Genomic DNA, 20,102 nt, shown 5'->3' with positions numbered 1-20,102 from the left:
CTCCTACAATACATTATATATTTCATCCAAAACTTCTCCATAACGGCTGATAACTTTAGCAACCACTTTATTGCCTTTTGGAAGTTTCTCTGGTTTTCCCGTTATTTTCTCTGTTTTTTCTTTTAATTTTACAATATCAATAACAGGAAGTCCTACACTTTCAAGGCGTTCTCTAAGTTCAATATTTTTTGGATTTACTGCTATTCCGCCTTGTGTAACAAGAACATCTATATCCTTACCGGGTGTGGAAATACAATTAACGCGATCAGTAACAATTGGCATTCTCGCTCTTTGCATAGGTGCAATAATCATCGACAGTTTAGAACCTGCAGCAGTATCACTATGTCCTCCCGAACCACCCATAATATATCCATTTGAATCAGTATGAACATTAACATTAAAATCAGTATCAATTTCTGTTGCACCCAAGATAACAACATCAAGGCTGTCAACCACAGCACTTTTAGCAGTTGGCGATGCGTACTTAATTGCGGAAATTTCCCTGTGGTCAGGATTATTTCTTATAGACTCAACAGCCGTTAAGTCAAAGCACTGAACATCAAGCAGACTTTTGAAACACCCTGCATTAAGCATATCCACCATATATCCTGTAATGCCACCAAGAGCGAAACTACCCTTTACATCTTTTTCTATCATTATATCCTTTAAAAACTTTGCAACTGCCAAAGATGCTCCGCCGGCGCCTGTCTGAAAGGAAAAACCATCTTTTAAAAGTCCTGACGCTTCAATCACTTTTACTGCATGAGATGCCATAATAAGCCCAACAGGGTCTCTTGTGATTTTAGTTGTACCTGAAACTATGCCTTTAGGATCACCTATTTCTTGAACCGCAACTACATAATCAATATATTCTTCTGAAATAGAATAGTCGCACAAAGGATATGGAACAAGGTTATCTGTGATAACTACTGTTTTTTTCGCATACATAGCATCAGAAAATGCATATCCCAAACTTCCGCAGGCAGATTTTCCATATTTTCCCGAACAGTTTCCCATATTATCACTGCATGGTGCAGCAATAAAAGCAACATCAATCGGAGTTTTCCCATTTTTTATATCTGAAGGACGTCCCCCATGAGTACGAAATTCTATCGGCTTTTCCATTATACCTTTAGAAAATGCTCTGCCAAGCCCTGATGCCATATAATCAGTCAAAATACCTGTGACAACTTTGTTTTCAACATGTGAAATTATCGGAGTGTGAGTATCAAACAAGGAACTTGCGTTTACAGTTATGTCCTTTATTCCAAGTTCAGCAATTTCTTTTAAAACCATATTAAGTACATAATCGCCGTTTCTTAAATGATGATGAAAAGAAATGGTCATACCGTCTTTAAGTCCCGAAAGTTTAATCGCTTCTTTTATTGATTTAACTAACTTATTCATATTACTCCTCCCTCGAAATTCCAAGTTCATTTGCAAATAAAATAACTTTCTCTGCTCTTGCTACAATAGGAGCATCAATCATTTTACCCCTTAAAGAAATCGCGCCTTTGCCCTGCTCTTTTGCAAGTTTTATTGCATCCAAAACTTCAAAAGCATATTCTATCTCTTCCTTAGTCGGAGTAAATATATCATTTATTATTTCGACATGACGAGGAGAAATACAAGCCTTTCCCGTAAATCCAAGACTTTTTGCAAGGCATGTATCAACCTTTGCACCTTCATCGTCATTAACATCAGTAAACGGCGTATCATATACATCTATACCGGCAGCACGTGCTGCAACAACAAGTCTTGTTCTTGAATATTCAATTTCTCTTCCCTCTTTTGTACGCTTACATTCAAGGTCAGAAGTAAGGTCTTCAGCACCTAAAAGAAGACCTTTGACACGTTTTGTCGCAGTTGCTATTTTATAAGAATTTTCAACGCCCAAAGCCGTTTCAATAAGGGCTATCAGCCCAACAGTACCTTCTCTAAATCCTGCATTCTCTTCTGCTTTTTTTATATATTCTGAAACTTCGAGTATGTCCTTTTCGGTATTTACTTTAGGCAGTAATATAAAAAACGGTTTGCAAGGTAAAATAACATCTATATCTTTCTTCCAGAAATCAGTATCAACTGAATTTATACGTACAATGGTTTCGCACGTTTCAAAATCCATATATTTAAGGGTGTTTCTGACTAAAATACGGGCAGCATCTTTTTCGTTCGGAGAAACTGCATCCTCCAAGTCAAATATAACGGCATCTGCTCCAAGACAGTTCGCATTTATAAGCATATTAGGATTATTTCCGGGCAGAAACAATAAACTTCTCCTCATTAATTTTCCCCTCCTCTTAAAACAGCAGTTTCAATTCTCGCACGCAATACACATTCCAAAGCGCCTTTATCAGTAATACGAACAACAGCGCTTTTTACATCCATATCGCCAAGCACTTCATTTGCAACTTTTTTTATATTTTCTCCAAACTGTTTATAAACAACTGACTCAATTTCAATTTTAATTCCATCTTTTGACGGTTCAATTTCTACATAAGCATCACTCGATTCAAGTGTGCCTGAAGATGCATATTTAGTTATAATCATTATATCATTCCTCTCTCTTTTTTAAATGTTATAGTTCAATTTACCAATATTATATAACACAATTTTAAAAAAAGCAATTATTTTTGTATTTTTCCTTTACATATTAACCATATATAAGTTATAATACAAATATAAATATACCGTATGAGGTACAAAAGATGTATATAGAACTGTTACACTCTTTAAAAGGTGAAAAATTAAATAAATGGATAACTCTTATCAAAAAATGCAATCTCGAACCAGATTATTTGGCAGATGTATTTGTACTTATATGGGAAAGCAATCAACTTATTGCAACTGCCCAAAGATATGAAAATATTATAAAATGCGTTGCAGTAGATGATAAATACCGCGGAGAAGGTATCACTGCATCGCTTATTACTGAACTTAAAAAAGATGCAGGGCAAAAAGGAATACACCATCTTTTTTTATACACAAAACCCCAGAACAAACCGATGTTTTCCGACCTTTTCTTTTACCCCGTGGCAGAAACTGAAAATGTTCTTTTAATGGAAGATAAGAATAATGGTATAAATAATTTTTTAAATCAGTTTCCTGATGCTAAAGAAAGCGAAAAAAACGGATGCATTGTTGCAAACTGTAACCCTTTTACTTTGGGGCATCTTTATCTTATAGAAGAGGCATGTAAAGAGTGCGACAATCTTTACGTTTTTGTTGTATCGGAAGATAAAAGTATGTTTTCAACTAAGGAAAGGCTTAAAATGGTCAAAGACGGTACAAGGCATCTTAAAAATGTTACAATTCTCCCTACCGGACCATACCTTATATCTTTTGCAACCTTTCCCGACTACTTTTTAAAAAAAGAGAGTAACATTCCAAATATAAAATGCCGTCTGGATATTGAAATATTTGCAAAATATTATGCTCCTAAGTTTAATATAAAAACGCGTTTTGTGGGGACAGAACCATTCTGTGCTGTTACAAACGAATATAACAACGAGTTAAAAAAGTTACTTCCTCAAAAAAATATTACACTAAAAGAAATCAAAAGAAAAGAAATCTGTGACGAACCTGTGAGCGCCAGCAAAGTCAGAGATTTAATTACAAAAAAAGATATAATAACATTAAAATCATTAGTTCCTGATACAACACTTGAGATTTTAACTAATTTAATTAAAACAAAGGAGGTTTAATATGCAGGAATTACAACAAAACCATATTTTAAGCAGTTATTTTGCACCAAGAGGGCATCAGCGTATGTACGGTCTTGGAATTCAACTTGCTCAGTTATATCTGTCACCTTACGATAAACTTATCGGAGTTATAGGAGATGCAGGGTCAGGAAAAAGTGCTCTTTTACGCGGAATGTTTCCCGGACTTGAACTTACCAACGATGATGACGGGGTTTATGTTCGTCCTTTACCTCTTTTAGAACAGGACAGTGGCTATTTTACTCCACACACTTATCATGTTGATATACGGTTTGAAAATGCTTTCACTCAAATGAGCGTGCTGGCAGAAGCCATTATTGAGGCATTGCAAAATGGAAAACGAGTTATAGTAGAACATTTTGACCTTATATATCCGCTGCTTGGCTTTAACGCAAATCTTATAATAGGCGTTGGAGAACAAGTGCTTATAGCAAGACCGAATTTATTCGGTCCTGAACCTTCGGAAATCCGTGATAAAGTTTATGAATCCCTTTCTTATCGTCTTATGGCTCACACTGCGGAGGATTTATGTGAACTTTGTATGCCTGAAAGTGAAATGGCTCGTTGCGGGCATGATGATGTAAGGCATGGATTTATTATTACTTTCCCTGAAACGAAACCTGATTTTGATATATCTGAAATCGAGAAAAAAGTTAATGAAATGATTAAAGAAGACTTACCTGTTGATTACGTTGACAACACACATATTTCAGTAGGCGGACGAACTCACTTCTGCACGGGTCCGAGAATTCACGTATCAAAAACAGGTATGATAGAAAATTTTCATCTTCTCAATCATTTTATATATGACCGATTTAACCGTCAATATATGCTTGTAGGTTGTGTCGGAAAAAATGCTGAAAAAAATCTTGAAAAACTGGACTTATCACAGGAAAAACAATCAGAACTTGTTATGTAAAAAAATGAAAGAAATAACTTTAAACGAAATCCTCTATGCTCGTGAGCAAAGAGTTAAAAAGCAAAAAGATATAATAAATAGTTTTAACTGCCCTATTATAAGTTTTACTATGAACATAGCAGGGCCTTATAAAGTTTCGCCTTTAATCGAACGAGCCTTTTTTGAAGGTATAAAACTTTTAAAAGAAAAAATATCTTCCAAAAGTATATTATATGAAAATATAGAAGTTAATCCGACAGGGTGCGAAGCGTTTTTTTCGGTTAATGAAAATGCTAAAGAAATTAAAAAAATGACTTCTCTTATTGAAGAAAGCATTACTTTGGGCAGACTTTTTGACATGGATGTTATTGATACCAACTTTACAAAACTTGAAAGAGAAAATACTCGTTCATGTCTTATCTGCAAAAGAAAAGGAAAAGTATGTTCTGCCGGAAGGCTTCATACAGCCGAAGAAGTTTTTAATAAAACAAAAGAAATTATGGAAAACTACTTCTTTGATATTGACGCAAACACTTTATCTTCTCTCGCTGTGCAAAGCCTGATTTATGAGGTACACACAACACCAAAACCCGGTCTTGTTGACTTAAATAACAACGGCAGTCATACTGATATGAATGTAAAAACTTTTGAAAAAAGTGCTTTGTCCCTTAAGCCTTATTTCGAAGAATGTTTTAAAACAGGAAAAGAAACAGCAAATCTTCCTTATGATGACGTTTTCCCATTACTAAAGCAATCAGGAATTATGGCTGAAAAAAATATGTATAAGATTACAGATAATGTGAATACTCATAAAGGTGCCATTTTTTCTTTAGGGTTGATTTGTGCCGCTTTCGGAAGACTTTGGTCTGCCGATTTCCCCTTTAGGTCTGCAGAAGATATTTGTAGGGAAGCCTCAAACATTGCAAAAAACAAAGTGTTACAGGATTTTACAAAAATGAATGATACTACTGCAGGCGAAAAACTTTATATAAAGTATGGCATCAAAGGTATACGCGGAGAAGTTCTTTCAGGTTTTGAAACGGTTATTAAAATTTCGCTCCCCTGTTATAAAAACTTAAAAAGAAAAAATTACACGTCAAACGATGCGGGAGCCATTACTCTTTTGCATATTATTTCAAACATTTTGGACACGAATTTATATAAACGGGGAGGCATAGAAGGAGCAGAATATGCTAAAAATATTACCAAAGAACTCTTAAAACGCTCTCCCCAACCAAAAGCACAGGAAATAGAACTTTTAGATAAGGCTTTCATCGAAAGAAATTTATCACCAGGAGGCGCAGCAGACCTTCTTGCACTTACATATTTTCTATATGAAATAGAATTAAAAAATACTATTAAACCATATTAAAACATAAACATTTCTCACATTATAAAAATATGTAAATAATATTTAAAACATCACGAACAAAATTTAAATATAAGGTATAAAAGCAAAACCACCATAAAAGGGACAGTCCCTTTTATGGTGGTTTTTCAATTTCATAAATTTGCAAAGCAAATTTATACCTTATCAAAATGGACGCAATGGGGTCTGTCCCTTTTGCGTCCATTCCATTTTGTAATTAAAAAAAGAGGATGCTTTCGCATTCTCTATATTTTTTCTTTGCATGTTCCGGACTATTTTTACGGTCTGTTTTTAATGCCAAATGGCTCGATGCCTTTGGCATTAAACCGAACCAGGAAAATTTGTTCAAAATGCGAAGTGTTTATTTCATAAATTTGCAAAGCAAATTTATACCTTATCAAAATGGACGCAATGGGGTCTGTCCCTTTTGCGTCCATTCCGTTTTGTAATTAAAAAAAGAGGATGCTTTTGCATCCTCTATATTTTTTCTTTGCATGTTCCAGACTATTTTTACGGTCTGTTACTCTGCCATTTTTTTGTATGTTTCCAATCTGTCAGCTAAATCTTTTTCTGCTTTTTGGAATAATTCTTCAGCAACTTCAGGATATGCTTTCTTAAGCATCAAGTATCTGTTTTCGCCTTCTAAGAATTCTCTTACTGTACCTGTAGGATCTTTAGAATCTAAAGTAAACGGATTCTTTCCTTCAGCTTTAAGCTGTGGATTAAATCTCCATAAGTGCCAGTAACCTGTAGCAACTGCTTTCTTTTCTTCGAAAATAGTATTAGACATACCAATCTTAATACCATGGTTGATACATGGTGCATAAGCAATGATTAGAGATGGTCCTGGATATGCTTCTGCTTCTCTTATTGCTTTTAGAGTCTGATTCATATCAGCACCAAGAGCGATTTGAGCAACATATACATAACCATAAGTTGTAGCAATCATACCTAAGTCTTTTTTCTTTGTTCTCTTACCTGCAGCAGCAAATTTAGCAACTGCACCTGTAGGAGTAGATTTAGAAGACTGACCGCCTGTATTAGAGTAAACTTCGGTATCAACAACAAAGATATTAATATCTTCGCCTGATGCGATAACGTGGTCTAAACCGCCGTAACCGATATCGTAAGCCCATCCGTCACCACCGAATACCCACTGAGATCTCTTAACTAAGAAGTCAGTTCTGTCAGCAATTTCTTTGATTGCAGGATTTGACATATCAGCATCTTTGATAAGATTGATAATGTCAGCTGCTGCTTTCTTAGATGCTTCAGCATTGTCTTTTCCTTCAATCCATGCTTTGAAAGCATCTTTTAGTTCTGGTTTAACTACATCCATTACAGAATTCATTCTGTTAACCAATGTGTTTCTAATCTTGTTATTTGCTTTAACCATACCTAAACCAAATTCAGCATTATCTTCAAATAATGAGTTAGCCCATGCAGGACCTTTGCCTTCTGCATTTTTGCAGTATGGCATTGAAGGAGCAGAACCACCCCAGATTGAAGTACAACCTGTTGCGTTTGCAACAATCATTCTGTCACCAAACAGTTGAGTAATAAGTTTGATATAAGGTGTTTCACCACAACCTGCACAAGCGCCTGAGAATTCAAGCATAGGTTGAGCAAACTGTGAATTTTTAGTTGTTTTAGAAATATCTATCTGATTTTGTTTTGAAGGAACTTTCATAGCAAATTCCCAGTTAGGTGCTTCAACATCAGCAACATCGTCAATAGGTTTCATAACAAGTGCTTTTTGTTTAGCAGGACATACATTAGCACATACTCCGCAACCCAAACAGTCAAGCGGAGAAACCTGCATTCTGAATGTCATATCGTTAAATCCTGTTGCTTTAAGTGTTGTAAATGTTTCAGGTTTATTAGCATCTTCTTCATTTGTTAAAAGAACAGGTCTTATAGCAGCGTGAGGACATACAAGTGAACATTGGTTACACTGGATACAGTTTTCTTCAATCCATACAGGAACGTTAACTGCAACGCCTCTCTTTTCGAAACGTGATGTTCCGGTTTCAAAAGTACCGTCTTCCATACCTAAGAATGTACTTACAGGAAGTTTATTACCAGCCTGTGCATTAACAGGTTCAACGATATTTTTGATAAATGCTGGAATATCTTTTTCTTCTTTAACTTCGTCTTTAGCATCTTTCCATGAAGCAGGAACGTCAATCTTTCTTAAAACGTCAATTGCTCCATCAACTGCTGCACAGTTCATATTAACGATATCGTCACCTTTCTTACCGAAAGTCTTTTTGATAGCGCCTTTGATTAGTGCAACTGCTTCATCAAACGGAATAACATTAGCAAGTTTAAAGAATGCACTTTGTGTTACCATGTTAATTCTGTTTGGACCAAGACCAACTTTTACAGCAACTTCAACAGCGTTGATTGTGTAGAAATTGATTTCATTTTCAGCAATATATCTTTTAACTTTTGCAGGTAATTTTTCTTCTAATTCTTCAGGTGACCATACACAGTTTAGTAAGAATGTTCCGCCTTTTTTAAGACCTTCTAAAACATCATACTGGTGAATGTATGCAGGTTTGTGACAAGCGATATAGTCTGCTTCGTCAAGAAGGTAAGTAGATTTTATTGGTTTCTTACCAAATCTTAAGTGAGACATTGTTACGCCGCCTGATTTTTTAGAGTCGTAATCAAAATATGCTTGTGCATAAAGGTCGGTGTTGTTACCGATAATTTTGATTGCGTCTTTATTGGCACCAACTGTACCATCAGAACCGAATCCCCAGAATTTACATCTTGTTGCGCCTTCAGGAGCAGCATTGATTTTTTCAGGCATTGGAAGTGAAAGGTTGGTAACATCATCATTGATACCGATTGTGAAACCGTTTTTAGGTTCTTTAGCATCAAGATTATTGAATACAGCAACAAGCTGTGTAGGAGTTGTATCTTTTGAACCTAAACCGAAACGTCCGCCAACGATAATTGGAGCATCAGCTTTTCCGTAGAATAGGTTACATACATCAAGATATAAAGGTTCGCCAAGAGAACCAGGTTCTTTAGTTCTGTCTAAAACTGCAACTTTCTTAACAGTTTTTGGAAGAACATCAAAGAAGTATTTAGCAGAGAATGGTCTGTATAAGTGAACTTTAACAACACCAACTTTTTCGCCTTTAGCCATTAAGTAATCAACTGTTTCTTCCAATGCTTCACACACTGAACCCATAGCAACGATTACTTTTTCGGCATCAGGAGCACCGTAGTAGTTGAAAGGTTTATACTCTCTGCCTGTGATTTTTGAAATTTCTCCCATATAGTCATTAACTATGTCAGGAATAGCTTCGTAGTATTTATTTGATGCTTCTCTTCCCTGGAAGTAAATGTCAGAGTTCTGAGCAGTACCTCTTAAAACAGGATGTTCAGGGTTTAGGGCATTATCTTTAAATTGTTTTAGAGCATCATAATCGATAAGACCTTTTAAATCTTCATAATCCATAACTTCGATTTTCTGAATTTCGTGAGAAGTTCTGAAACCATCAAAGAAATGTAAGAAAGGAACTCTTCCTTTAATTGATGCTAAGTGGGCAACACCTGCTAAGTCCATAACTTCCTGAACGGAACCTGTAGCAAGCATAGCAAAACCTGTCTGACGGCAAGCCATAACGTCCTGGTGGTCGCCGAAAATGTTAAGAGCGTGAGCAGCAAGTGCTCTTGCACTAACGTGGAATACGCAAGGTAATAATTCACCTGCGATTTTATACATATTAGGAATCATAAGAAGTAATCCCTGAGATGCTGTGAATGTTGTTGTTAAAGCACCTGCCTGAAGTGATCCGTGAACTGCACCTGCAGCACCTGCTTCAGACTGCATTTCAACAACTTCCACTGTTTCGCCAAAAATATTTTTCTGGCCTTTTGCACTCATTTCATCTACAACTTCTGCCATTGTTGATGAAGGAGTAATAGGATAGATAGCAGCGACTTCTGTAAATGCATAAGAGCAATATGCAGCAGCGTTGTTACCATCCATGGTCATCATTTTTTTTGCCATTGTAACTTTCCTCCTTGAAATCTATGTTTATCATTTGCTGATTATTAACCTTATATAGTATAACACATTACTTTTCAATTTTCAAACTATTTTTAATATTTTTTATAAATATGTTTATAAATCAACATAAAATACATAATAAATCCAAGAAATTCACTGAAAAAAAGGGCAAAAAAGTATCCTTTTATACCGATTTTTCCGACAAAGATAATTATTATTAAAAGTTTTGTTAGATTTATAAGTAAATTTTCTCCCATTACTAAAAAATGCTTTCCTATTCCGTTTAAAATGCCTGACGCCGTTATATTAAAAAACATAAACGGAAGAGCAAGGCTCATATTTTTTACAAATACAGTACAGTCATAGCTTGAATAAAGGAAAAAACAAATTCTTTCTGCATTTGCTTTAAAAACGAAAGCTGAAATAAGCCCTGTAAAAAAGCATATACAAAGTGCTTTTTTCGTTATCCTTTTAATTTTTTTATAATTACAAAGCGATTGTTCTTTGGATATTTTAGGAAGAGTGAGAATTGAAACTGCATTTGTAATAAGTGCGGGGAAAAAAATAATGGGTGCAGCCATACCTTTTGCAAGTCCTAAAACACTGACACTCTGAGTATTTGTAAGTCCGGAAAGAACAAGTTTTTCACGAAGTACAATATTTTCCACAGTATGTAAAAATGAAGATATATATCCTCCCGAAGAAACAGGAATACTTATTTTCAAGATATCTTTTATAAAATATCTTTTTGTATAAGCATCTTTTTTATTTCTTGAAAAAATAATGTAAGAAAAAAAGATATACATTGCTGAAATATATTCGCCAAGTACTATCCCGAAACTTAATACAAGCATACCGCTCTCTATACCCGACTGCATTCCTTTTTTCAAAAAAAGCATTACAAATAAAATTCTTATTATCTGCTCGATTATCTGCCCGTTTGATGCATATTTAACTTTTGTAAGACCGTTAAAGTATCCCGCAACAGAAGAAAAAATTGCTATTGCAGGGAATGAGAATGCAACTATTTTTATCGATTTTATAACTCTGGAATCTTTTAATATATTAATTCCGATATACTCAGCATTTAAAAAAACTGTCAAAAATACTGAAGTTGAAATAACTCCTGTCACAATAATGGCGGTTTTTAAAATTCTTTTAGAATATTTTTCGTTATACGCTATAAGCCGTGACAAAGTCTGACTTATTCCAAATGATGAAATACTTGCCATAAGTGCATAAACTGACAGCACAAGATGATACAAACCTACACCTTCTGCCCCTGCAACTTTTGATAAATATATCTTGAAATAAAAGCCTAATCCTTTTATGAACAAAGCAGAAAAAATCAATGTTGCCATTTTCTTAAAAACACTTTTTGACATAAAAAACACCTCTCTAATTATATTATTAGAAAGGTGTTTTAAATATGAAATAACAAGAAAACTAACTTAATCTTTCAACAAGAACTCTTGTTATACCCGCATCACTCATTTCGTTATCATTAAGCCATCCGTCAAATCCTGCAATATTTTCTTTTATTTCTATCATTTCTATTTTAACTTCAGGTTTAATATATCTCATAATCTACTCCCCCTTTGGCGAAAATTCTGTTACATTGTTACCATATATCGTCAACTCATTACCTTCTTCATCTTCATATATCGCATAAGATAAAGTATAATAAGTCTTCCCATATTCAAGGCCATTACCATAGAACATTATCCCAAACTGACCTTCTACATTCGGCTTTGTTTCGCCCTTACCTTTTATTATACCTTTTGTTGTTATTTTAAAGTTTTCTTTATCCAGATTTTTATCTGTAAGCAACATTCCGAACTCTTTTAGTTCATAATTTCCGTACTGGTCATAAACTGTAGCAAATGCAACACCGCTTGGCACTGTTTTTTTAAGTCCCGACTCATCAGTATAAGTATAAGGCATTTCATAAACTGTGTTTATAGATGTTACAACAGGTTTATCAACCGCTTCATTTATCACGGTTACAAGACAAGTTGCCACATATTTTGAGTCTTTCGTTTTTACAGTTATTGTTGCCTTACCAGCCGATACTGCTGTAACAACTCCGTTTTCTACTGTTGCAACACTATTTAAAGAACTTGACCAGACAATATCTTTATTTGTTTCATTTATAGCAAATATAGTTTCAACTAATGTAAGAGAGTCGCCAATATTTAACACGGCGTTTATCTTGTTAAGAAAAATTCCAGGTGTAAATTTCTTTTCAAACTTAACATTTTCATTTACCAACGAATAGTTATATCCTTCAACTTTTACTTTTCCCCATTGCTCTTTAGTTCCTTCATATAATACTTCACTAAGATTAACGCACCCCCAAAAAGCACCTTCATCTATGGTCTTAATCTTATCGGATAAAATCACTTTTTGTAAGTTTTTGCAATCATAAAAGCAAGCAACGGGCAGGCTTTCTATTATATCAGATATGATATATACCTCTGTAAGATTAGTGCAGTAACTGAAAGCACCTTGCCCAATACTTTTTGATGTTCCTATAATATAAACTTTTTCAACACTTTCCATTTTCGAAAAGCAATTATCCTCAAGGGTTACACCATCGCCAATTATAATCTCTTTCAAATTATCACATTCTAAAAAAATTCCCTGAGTGACCAAAAGGTCTTCTCCTTTAATTGTTATTTCCTTAAGAGCTTTACATTGGTTAAATGCCTGTTCTCCTATCTGGTTAAGTTTTTCACTAAAAACTATGCTTTCAAATTTGGTACAACCATAAAAAGTACCATCTCCTATCGTTTCAACAGACTCAGGTAAATCCATATTTTTAAGTTCAACACAAGCGGCAAAAGCCATTTCTTTAATTTCAGTAACATCTCCCAAAATATTTATATTTTCCAACTTGGAACAGTCACAAAACAAGGATTCTTCTACCACAGTAAGAGTTGAAGGTAAAGTTACATCCGTTAAATTATTACAACCGTAAAAAGCATACCCTCCAATTGTTTCTATTCCTTCGTGAAATTTGATTTTTTTTAATCCAGTACATTCTCTGAATGCGTATTCGCCTATTTCAGTAACAGTTTTTGGAATATCTATTGTTTCCAATGATGAACACTGATAAAACATTCCGTCGGGAATTTTAGTAAGCCCTAAAGGTAAAGTAACATTTTCAAGACTTGCACACCTGTAAAAAATATTTTTTCCTATATCTGTAACAGTTTGGGGAATTTCAACAGTTGTAAGTTCTTTTAAATCTTTAAAAGCATAATCGCCTATGGCAGTCACATTTATCCCATCAATTTCGCTTGGAATATCAAGTTCACTGACAGTTTTATCTGTTACACCTGTAATAACAATTTTATTATCCTCTGTAATTTCGTATGTAAAAACATCTGAACTTTCAGCTAAAACAAAATTGGTACTAAAAATAATTAAACATATTGTTATGCCTAGTAAAACAATAAGTTTTTTCATTTTCAAAACTCCTTTTTGCACATAAATTTCATAGTACCATTTTAACACTATAAAAATATAATATCAAGAGTAATGTTTATAAAAAAACACAACTCACCGAAAAATGGTCTGCACATTTTTCGGTGAGTTTAGACGTCGGAGAGCTATCCGAATAATTTTTTTACATTTTCTTTTAAAAGTTTGTTTTCCTCTTTTTCTAAGTACGGGTCGCTTTTTAAAATTTCTTTTGCTTCCTCCATAACTGTATTTAATGTTTTAACATCGGTTAAGAAGTTTGCTATTTTCATATCAATAAAACCTGACTGTGCAGTCCCGAAAAAGTCGCCCGGCCCTCTTAGTTCCAAATCTTTTTCGCTTATTTTAAAACCATCATTGGTTTTCATCATTACTTTTAATCTTTCCATCGTTTTTTTAGATGGGCTGTCACTCATTAAAATATTATATGCCTGTTTTTCCCCTCTTCCGACACGGCCTCTTAACTGATGAAGTTGAGATAATCCAAAACGCTCTGCATTTTCAACCATCATAACAGTTGCATTAGTGACATTTACACCAACCTCTATAACGGTAGTTGAAACAAGAATTTGTATCTGCCCTGCTTTAAACTGCATCATTATCTTGTCTTTTTCTTCATTCTTCATTTTACCGTGCAAGAATGCTACATTATACTCAGGAAATTTCTTTTCTACTTCTTTTGAATATTCTACTGCATTTTTTAAACTTTCATCCGCATTCTCAGTTTCTTCAACAAGCGGACAAACTATATAAATCTGGTCATTGTTTTTTAATCTCTCGCCTAAAAATATATCTATTTTTTTTCGTTCGCTTTCTTTTGCCCAGATTGTTTTAACAAGTTTTCTTCCCGGTGGAAGTTCATCAATTATCGACACATCAAGGTCACTATACATAATAAGAGCAAGAGTTCTTGGGATAGGTGTTGCACTCATAACAAGAAAATGTGGATTTTGACCTTTTTCGTAAAGTTTACCCCTTTGATTAACACCAAAACGATGTTGCTCGTCAGTTACGCAAAGTGCAAGGTTTTTAAACTCAACATCTTTTTCTATAATCGCGTGAGTACCTATTAAAATATTTACAGTTCCTTCTTTTAACTCTTTTAATATTTCTTCTTTTTCTTTTTTCTTTGTACTGCCAGTTAGAAGCGCTGTTTTATAGCCAAAATGCGAAAAATACTTTTCCATTTCTTCATAATGCTGATATGCTAAAATTTCAGTAGGTGCCATTATTGCAGCCTGATAGCCCGAATTTACTGCCATAAGCGCTGCACAAAGTGCTATCATTGTTTTCCCTGAGCCTACATCTCCCTGAACAAGCCGGTTAAGTTGTTTTCCGTCTTTAATATCTTTGGCTATTTCCCTTATTACCCTTTTTTGAGCACCTGTTAACTCAAATGGTAAAATCTTTGCTAACTCCTCCGCTATTTTAAAATTTGTAAATTTAATACCTTTATTTATTACATTCTTACTTTTCCTTTGCAAAAGTCCAAGTTCAAAAAAAAGCAATTCTTCAAAAACGAACCTGTGTTTTGCAAGTGATAAAGCATATTCATTATTTGGAAAATGAATATTTCTATATGCAAAAAGAATATCACATAAATTATATTTTCTCTTTATATATTCGGGCAAAGTTTCCGAAGTCTGAAAATCCACTGCACATATCGCTGATTTTACAAAAGAGGCAAAAACATTCTGGCTAAGCCCCTTGGTAAGAGAATACAAAGGTGTTATCCCTCCTGTTGTTTTCTGCTCTTTTTCGGTAATAGGATTTGTCATTTCAACCTTATTAAAACCTCTTTTTACTTTGCCGAAAAACAAATACTCTTCGCCTTCTTTAAGATTATTGTACATATACTTCTGATTAAAATACGTAATCTCCATTTTACCCGTTTCGTCATAAACCATAAGTTTAATCATATCAAGATTTTTTCTTATCTGTCTGTAACTTTTGGTTTTAATGGTTGCTTTTACAAGACACTTTTCTAAGTCAAAACATTCTATTATGCTCTTTTTCTTACTTCTGTCTTCATAAGCTCTTGGAAAATGGTTTAACAAATCATAAACTGATACAATGCCGAGTTTTTTTAGCATTGCACTTCTTTCCTTTTTTATATTTGGAAGTTTTTCAACTGATAATTCAATCATAACATTCTCCTAAAAGAAATATTCCGCTTTTATAACCTTGCCCAGAATTTTAAAATCCTGTTCTTTTAAATTAACAATAATAGGTTGATTTTGAGGATTTGAACTTTGTGGAATAAGGGTTGCTATATCTCCGTTTATAAATACCCTTTTAACAGTCGCATCTTCATTGTCAATCAGTGCAACTCCTATATCTCCGTTTTCTAAATATTCCTGCCTTTTAACAACTACAACCGACCCATCTTTTATATTCACAAGGTCCATTGAATCTCCTTTTACTTTTAAGGCAAAGAAATTTTCAGTATTCTTATTATCTATATATGTATATCCCAAAATTTCATTCTGTGCAATTATAGGTTCACCTGCTTTTATAACCCCTAAAATCGGAATTGCATACATTTGTGGCATAGGTTTTAAAAAAGATGTATGCTCCTTTTTTTCACTCACACCCTCCATAAGATACAAAACAGTTGTACCTAATATAGCAGCAAGTTTTTCGTAAGTTGCAATTGTAATCCTTTTTGTCGAACCATCTTCATATCTTTTTATGGTAGATTTATTTACGCCAAGCCCATTACCCAACTGTTCCATAGTCATTCCCTGAGCTTCTCTTAATTCTTTTATTCTTCTTCCGGATTCAGCAAAGTAAATACCATCATTCATTGTCGCCACTCCTATTGTTTTTTTACATTTTAGCATAAAAAGTAGGCAAAATGCAACATTTTTTGATAATTTTCTGCAAAAAGTTGCATTTTGCTTTAGTGTAGTAAGCCCAAAAAACAAAGAATTTAAATTAAAAATAAAATATTTTTCAAAAAAACTTGACCTTTAATAAATTTTGTATTATAATAGGTAAGGTCAGAAAAATGTTGCGGGATTGTGTAAGGGTAGCACTAATGACTCTGACTCATTCTGTGAGGGTTCGAATCCTTCTCCCGCAGCCAAAACAAAAATCCTGTCGAAAGTACGGGGTTAATAAGGAAGTATGTTCCGCAAGATTAGAAATAGTCTTGCGGAATTTCCTTTTTATCGGGAATAAACTCTTTTTGCGGAGTAAATTCACCAATGAAATTAAAAACAATTTGTATTTTTTGTACTCTGTGTCCGCTTGATTTGTCGGGAGCGTGAACAATAATTTCCTTAATAAATTCATTTACGATTGTCGGTGTCAATTCTTTGATGCCGACATATTTTTTGACGATTTCGTGAAACTGCTTAAAGTCAATTTGCTGTCTGTCAAAATTGCTTGTTTCTTCTTCAAAATCTGCAACCTGTTTTTGAAGTTTCTTTTGCTCTGTTTCATATTCCGCAGACAGTTTCAAAAATCTTTCGTGAGAGATAACACCCGAAATATCGTCCTCGTAAATCCTCTTGAAAATCTTGTCAAGCTCCGTTATTCTTTTTTGAAATTTTGCTATCTGTTTTTTCTTATTTTGCATTTCCTTTGCCTGCTCGTCTATCTGTTGTTTTGCAACAAGATTAAAAAATACATCTGCATTTTCATACATCATAGCGGTAACATCAAAAATCTGACTTAACACAATATTTTGCAATGTTTCTTCTCTAATGTAGTGTGCAGAACAATCGCCGGTATTACTTTTATATCTTGAACATCTGTAATGGTCTTGTGTGCTGTCAAATCTTTTGCAAGTTGCAAAGTGTAATTTGCTGCCACAGTCAGCGCAAAATATCAATCCCGAAAATAAACCTTGCTTATTGGTTTTAGTGTTCCGTCTTTTATTCTGTCTTAATTCCTGTACTCGTTCCCATTGCTCTTTTGAAATAATTGGCTCTTGCGTATCATAAAAGATTGCCCAATTTTCCTTTGGATTGTCTAATTTCTTTTTGAGTTTATAAGACTTTGTATAGGTCTTAAAATTTGCAGTACAGCCTATGTATTCCATTTTGCCTAAAATCTGTATAACAGATTGAGATGCCCAATCATACGGATTGTCAGGCAAGGACTTTCCTGCCTTTTGCAAGTGGTATGATGTTGTTGTCAAAATCTTTTCTTCTTTCAAGATTTTTGCTATCTGCATTGGCCCTTTTCCATTAGTACATAAATCATAAATTTTCCTTACAACTTCAGCTGCAGGCTCATCAATTATCCATTGCTTTTTATTATCGGGATTTTTCATATATCCGAAGATGGGTTGTCCCAAATGTTCCCCTGACATTCCCTTTGACTTAAACACTGCGCGAATTTTCTTGCTTGTGTCCTTTGCATAAAAGTCATTGAATAAGTTGCGAAATGGTGTAAAATCATTATCGCCTTTGAAGCTGTCAACTCCGTCATTTATTGCAATTAAACGGACATCATTATCAGGGAAAAATATTTCCGAGAAATAACCGACTTTGAGATAATCTCTGCCAAGTCTTGACATATCCTTTACAATGACAGTTTTAACCTTTCCGTCCTCAATATCCTTTATCATTTCTTTAAAAGATGGTCTTTCAAAATTCGTACCACTCCAACCGTCATCGACATAAAATTGAGGTGAGGGATAATTGTTGTCACTTGCATATTTACTTAAAATTGCTTTTTGATTTATGATGCTGTTACTGTCACCGTCCAATGCGTCCTCTTGTGATAATCTGCAATAGAGAGCAGAAATTGTGTCGGGCTTATTCATTATTAAAATCCTCCTTTTCATCGTCCGACAAAACAGAGTGTATATTTGAATTATAACGCGCTTTTTCTGAATTGTCAGCCGTTTTTGATTTTATTTTTTCGGAGAGCATTAAGCGAATAATTTTATTGTTCAAGGTTTCTGTTCCCGAAAAGGTTGTTTCAATCTCGTATGTTGTACCGCCCATTTTATATTTTGTAATATAGCCGTAGTCTTTTTGTTGCTTATTCATTCCTATCCAATCCTTTCCGTTAAGTAATTAAAAACTATATAATAGCAAGCATAGCCAATGGATATCCATTGACACAAAATCAAATTTTCCTGCCTGCTATTTTTAACTAAATAGCAAGCACAGTAAGTGGTTATCCACTTACAAAAAATTGATTTTATTTTTGGGTATTCCCAAGCCCTTTTTCATTTCTTTATGTTAAGGAAATAAGATAGTAATTTCCGTTCCGATTTCCATATCTCGTCCATTAAAATTTTGATGTCTTTAATGTCCTGCTCATAGATAATGTTCTGGCAAATTCGCTTTGCTATTATATTTATATTTCTGCCTATTGCAGAGAGTTCAGCAGTATGCTTTTTAATTTCGGGAATATCAAGAAGAATAATATAGCCGTCAATCGCCATTTTTCGCATATATGCTCCTAACTGCGCCGTTGGAAGCTGTGCCATTTTTAATTCTATAAGCTCCCGTTCTTCCTCTGTAACTCTTACAATAATTTGCTTGTTTCTTTTTCTGTTTGCCATAAAAAATCCGCCTTTCTTTTTGTGTTCATTTAATAAACGATTAAAGTTGTAAATTTACAACCTTAAGAGAAAAATTTTTGTCCTCATATAAGTAATACGCAAAAATTCAAAATAGCAACTTTTATGAAAAACTTTTATTATTTTTTCTTTCACATAGGTAACATTCAAAATTGGATTTTTACACAAAAAAATAAAAAATATTTTTAAAAAAATTCTCTCTATAATTACTACCGTTAAAATTATATATCTACCAAAGTTTCTTAAAAAATTCATTATATATTAATATGCGCTAAAACTTAAAAATGCAAAATTTATGAATTATTTTATTATAAAATTAATTCTCAAAACAAAAAATTCTACATCATTTTACATAATATTTTGGATTGCTATTGACTTTATTCCGATTGAGGTATATAATATAATTAATATTATAATTGGGTGGTGTATACTCAAATGGATTTTCTTACAACTAAACAAGCAAGTATTCTATGGAATATTACACAGCGCAGAATAACAAAGTTATGTGAAGAAAATAGAATTAAAGGCGCAATTAAAACGGCCGGAGTATGGCTAATGCCAGCTGATACAGAAAAACCAAAGGATGCCCGTATCAAAAGCGGAAAATATATTAAGAACAAGGAGTAAAGTAAATATGTCAAACATAATTAATGCGATAATTCAATTAGTCGAGAATCCTAAATTTGAATTAAGGAAGTATTCAGAAAGTCATAATCGTGCCAATAATATGGGTGAGGCTTTAGAAGAATATATTAAAGATATTTTTGCTGGAACAGTAAATGAATCAGATGAAAATATAAGAAATCAAAAGTTGTCCGAAGTTTTTAGTTATTTAGGAAATCAAAACAATCCACCTGATTCAATGTTGCGAGGTGGAGATGCAATAGAAGTTAAGAAAATAGAGTCGAATGATTCTTCGCTTGCCTTGAATAGCAGTTATCCAAAAGCAAAACTTTTTGCAGATAGTCCGATGATAAAAAACGCTTGCAGAACTTGTGAGAATTGGACAGTTAAAGATATGATTTATGCTGTTGGTGTAGTTGATGACAATA

At 33.8% G+C, this 20,102-nt stretch carries 16 protein-coding genes and 1 tRNA gene; 6 read left to right on the top strand and 11 right to left on the bottom strand.

Going from position 1 to position 20,102, the window contains the following annotated elements:
* Positions 1–3: 3 nt before the first annotated feature.
* The 3 genes from citF to citD are packed head-to-tail and all read right to left on the bottom strand — an operon-like array spanning position 4 to position 2,550.
* On the bottom strand, positions 4–1,407 hold the full coding sequence (gene citF, locus E7419_03100) for a citrate lyase subunit alpha (GenBank protein MBE7014179.1): 1,404 nt from the start codon (positions 1,405–1,407) through the stop codon (positions 4–6).
* Position 1,408: 1 nt separating this feature from the next.
* Entirely contained in the window at positions 1,409–2,284 is an 876-nt protein-coding gene (locus tag E7419_03095; protein ID MBE7014178.1) for a CoA ester lyase, read from the bottom strand.
* The gene (gene citD / locus E7419_03090) at positions 2,284–2,550 is read right to left on the bottom strand and encodes a citrate lyase acyl carrier protein (protein ID MBE7014177.1); all 267 of its coding nucleotides are present in this window, start codon (positions 2,548–2,550) and stop codon (positions 2,284–2,286) included. The genes E7419_03095 and citD overlap by 1 nt, the downstream gene beginning before the upstream one ends.
* A gap of 158 nt (positions 2,551–2,708) precedes the next feature.
* On the opposite strand from citD, the gene citC reads away from it, so the two are divergent.
* The 3 genes from citC to citG are packed head-to-tail and all read left to right on the top strand — an operon-like array spanning position 2,709 to position 5,992.
* The gene (gene citC, locus E7419_03085; protein MBE7014176.1) at positions 2,709–3,704 is read left to right on the top strand and encodes a [citrate (pro-3S)-lyase] ligase; all 996 of its coding nucleotides are present in this window, start codon (positions 2,709–2,711) and stop codon (positions 3,702–3,704) included.
* A 1-nt stretch (position 3,705) separates the two neighbouring features.
* Complete coding sequence (locus E7419_03080) at positions 3,706–4,641, top strand: alanine-tRNA synthetase second additional domain-containing protein (protein ID MBE7014175.1); 936 nt, start codon at positions 3,706–3,708, stop codon at positions 4,639–4,641.
* Complete coding sequence (gene citG / locus E7419_03075; GenBank protein ID MBE7014174.1) at positions 4,577–5,992, top strand: triphosphoribosyl-dephospho-CoA synthase CitG; 1,416 nt, start codon at positions 4,577–4,579, stop codon at positions 5,990–5,992. Before E7419_03080 ends, citG begins: the two co-directional genes overlap by 65 nt.
* A gap of 517 nt (positions 5,993–6,509) precedes the next feature.
* Here the strand turns inward: citG and nifJ are convergent.
* The 5 genes from nifJ to E7419_03050 all read right to left on the bottom strand — a co-directional run bounded on the left by nifJ (position 6,510) and on the right by E7419_03050 (position 16,348).
* The gene (gene nifJ, locus E7419_03070; protein ID MBE7014173.1) at positions 6,510–10,019 is read right to left on the bottom strand and encodes a pyruvate:ferredoxin (flavodoxin) oxidoreductase; all 3,510 of its coding nucleotides are present in this window, start codon (positions 10,017–10,019) and stop codon (positions 6,510–6,512) included.
* 92 nt (positions 10,020–10,111) lie between these two features.
* On the bottom strand, positions 10,112–11,404 hold the full coding sequence (locus E7419_03065; GenBank protein ID MBE7014172.1) for a hypothetical protein: 1,293 nt from the start codon (positions 11,402–11,404) through the stop codon (positions 10,112–10,114).
* 202 nt (positions 11,405–11,606) lie between these two features.
* Entirely contained in the window at positions 11,607–13,490 is a 1,884-nt protein-coding gene (locus E7419_03060) for a hypothetical protein (GenBank protein MBE7014171.1), read from the bottom strand.
* Between the two features lie 143 nt (positions 13,491–13,633).
* Positions 13,634–15,652, bottom strand: a complete 2,019-nt coding sequence (gene recG / locus E7419_03055; GenBank protein MBE7014170.1) for an ATP-dependent DNA helicase RecG — start codon at positions 15,650–15,652, stop codon at positions 13,634–13,636.
* Between the two features lie 9 nt (positions 15,653–15,661).
* A complete protein-coding gene (locus E7419_03050; protein MBE7014169.1) occupies positions 15,662–16,348 on the bottom strand; it encodes a helix-turn-helix domain-containing protein in 687 nt (228 codons plus the stop codon).
* A gap of 171 nt (positions 16,349–16,519) precedes the next feature.
* On the opposite strand from E7419_03050, the gene E7419_03045 reads away from it, so the two are divergent.
* Positions 16,520–16,593 (top strand) — tRNA-Gln (locus tag E7419_03045).
* 54 nt (positions 16,594–16,647) lie between these two features.
* Here E7419_03045 and E7419_03040 read toward each other — a convergent pair.
* The 3 genes from E7419_03040 to E7419_03030 all read right to left on the bottom strand — a co-directional run bounded on the left by E7419_03040 (position 16,648) and on the right by E7419_03030 (position 19,032).
* On the bottom strand, positions 16,648–18,282 hold the full coding sequence (locus tag E7419_03040; GenBank protein ID MBE7014168.1) for a DUF4368 domain-containing protein: 1,635 nt from the start codon (positions 18,280–18,282) through the stop codon (positions 16,648–16,650).
* A complete protein-coding gene (locus E7419_03035) occupies positions 18,275–18,511 on the bottom strand; it encodes a hypothetical protein (GenBank protein MBE7014167.1) in 237 nt (78 codons plus the stop codon). Before E7419_03035 ends, E7419_03040 begins: the two co-directional genes overlap by 8 nt.
* Before the next feature lie 182 nt (positions 18,512–18,693).
* The gene (locus E7419_03030; GenBank protein MBE7014166.1) at positions 18,694–19,032 is read right to left on the bottom strand and encodes a MobC family plasmid mobilization relaxosome protein; all 339 of its coding nucleotides are present in this window, start codon (positions 19,030–19,032) and stop codon (positions 18,694–18,696) included.
* Positions 19,033–19,485: 453 nt separating this feature from the next.
* On the opposite strand from E7419_03030, the gene E7419_03025 reads away from it, so the two are divergent.
* On the top strand, positions 19,486–19,677 hold the full coding sequence (locus E7419_03025) for a DNA-binding protein (protein ID MBE7014165.1): 192 nt from the start codon (positions 19,486–19,488) through the stop codon (positions 19,675–19,677).
* A 7-nt stretch (positions 19,678–19,684) separates the two neighbouring features.
* The coding region (locus tag E7419_03020; GenBank protein ID MBE7014164.1) for an NgoPII family restriction endonuclease at positions 19,685–20,102 on the top strand (418 nt) is incomplete at its 3' end.

The sequence above is a fragment of the Oscillospiraceae bacterium genome (genome assembly GCA_015068525.1).
Lineage (GTDB): Bacteria > Bacillota > Clostridia > UMGS1840 > HGM11507 > SIG450.
Note: the sequence above shows the minus strand (reverse complement) of the source record. Positions and strands in the feature narration are given on the sequence as shown.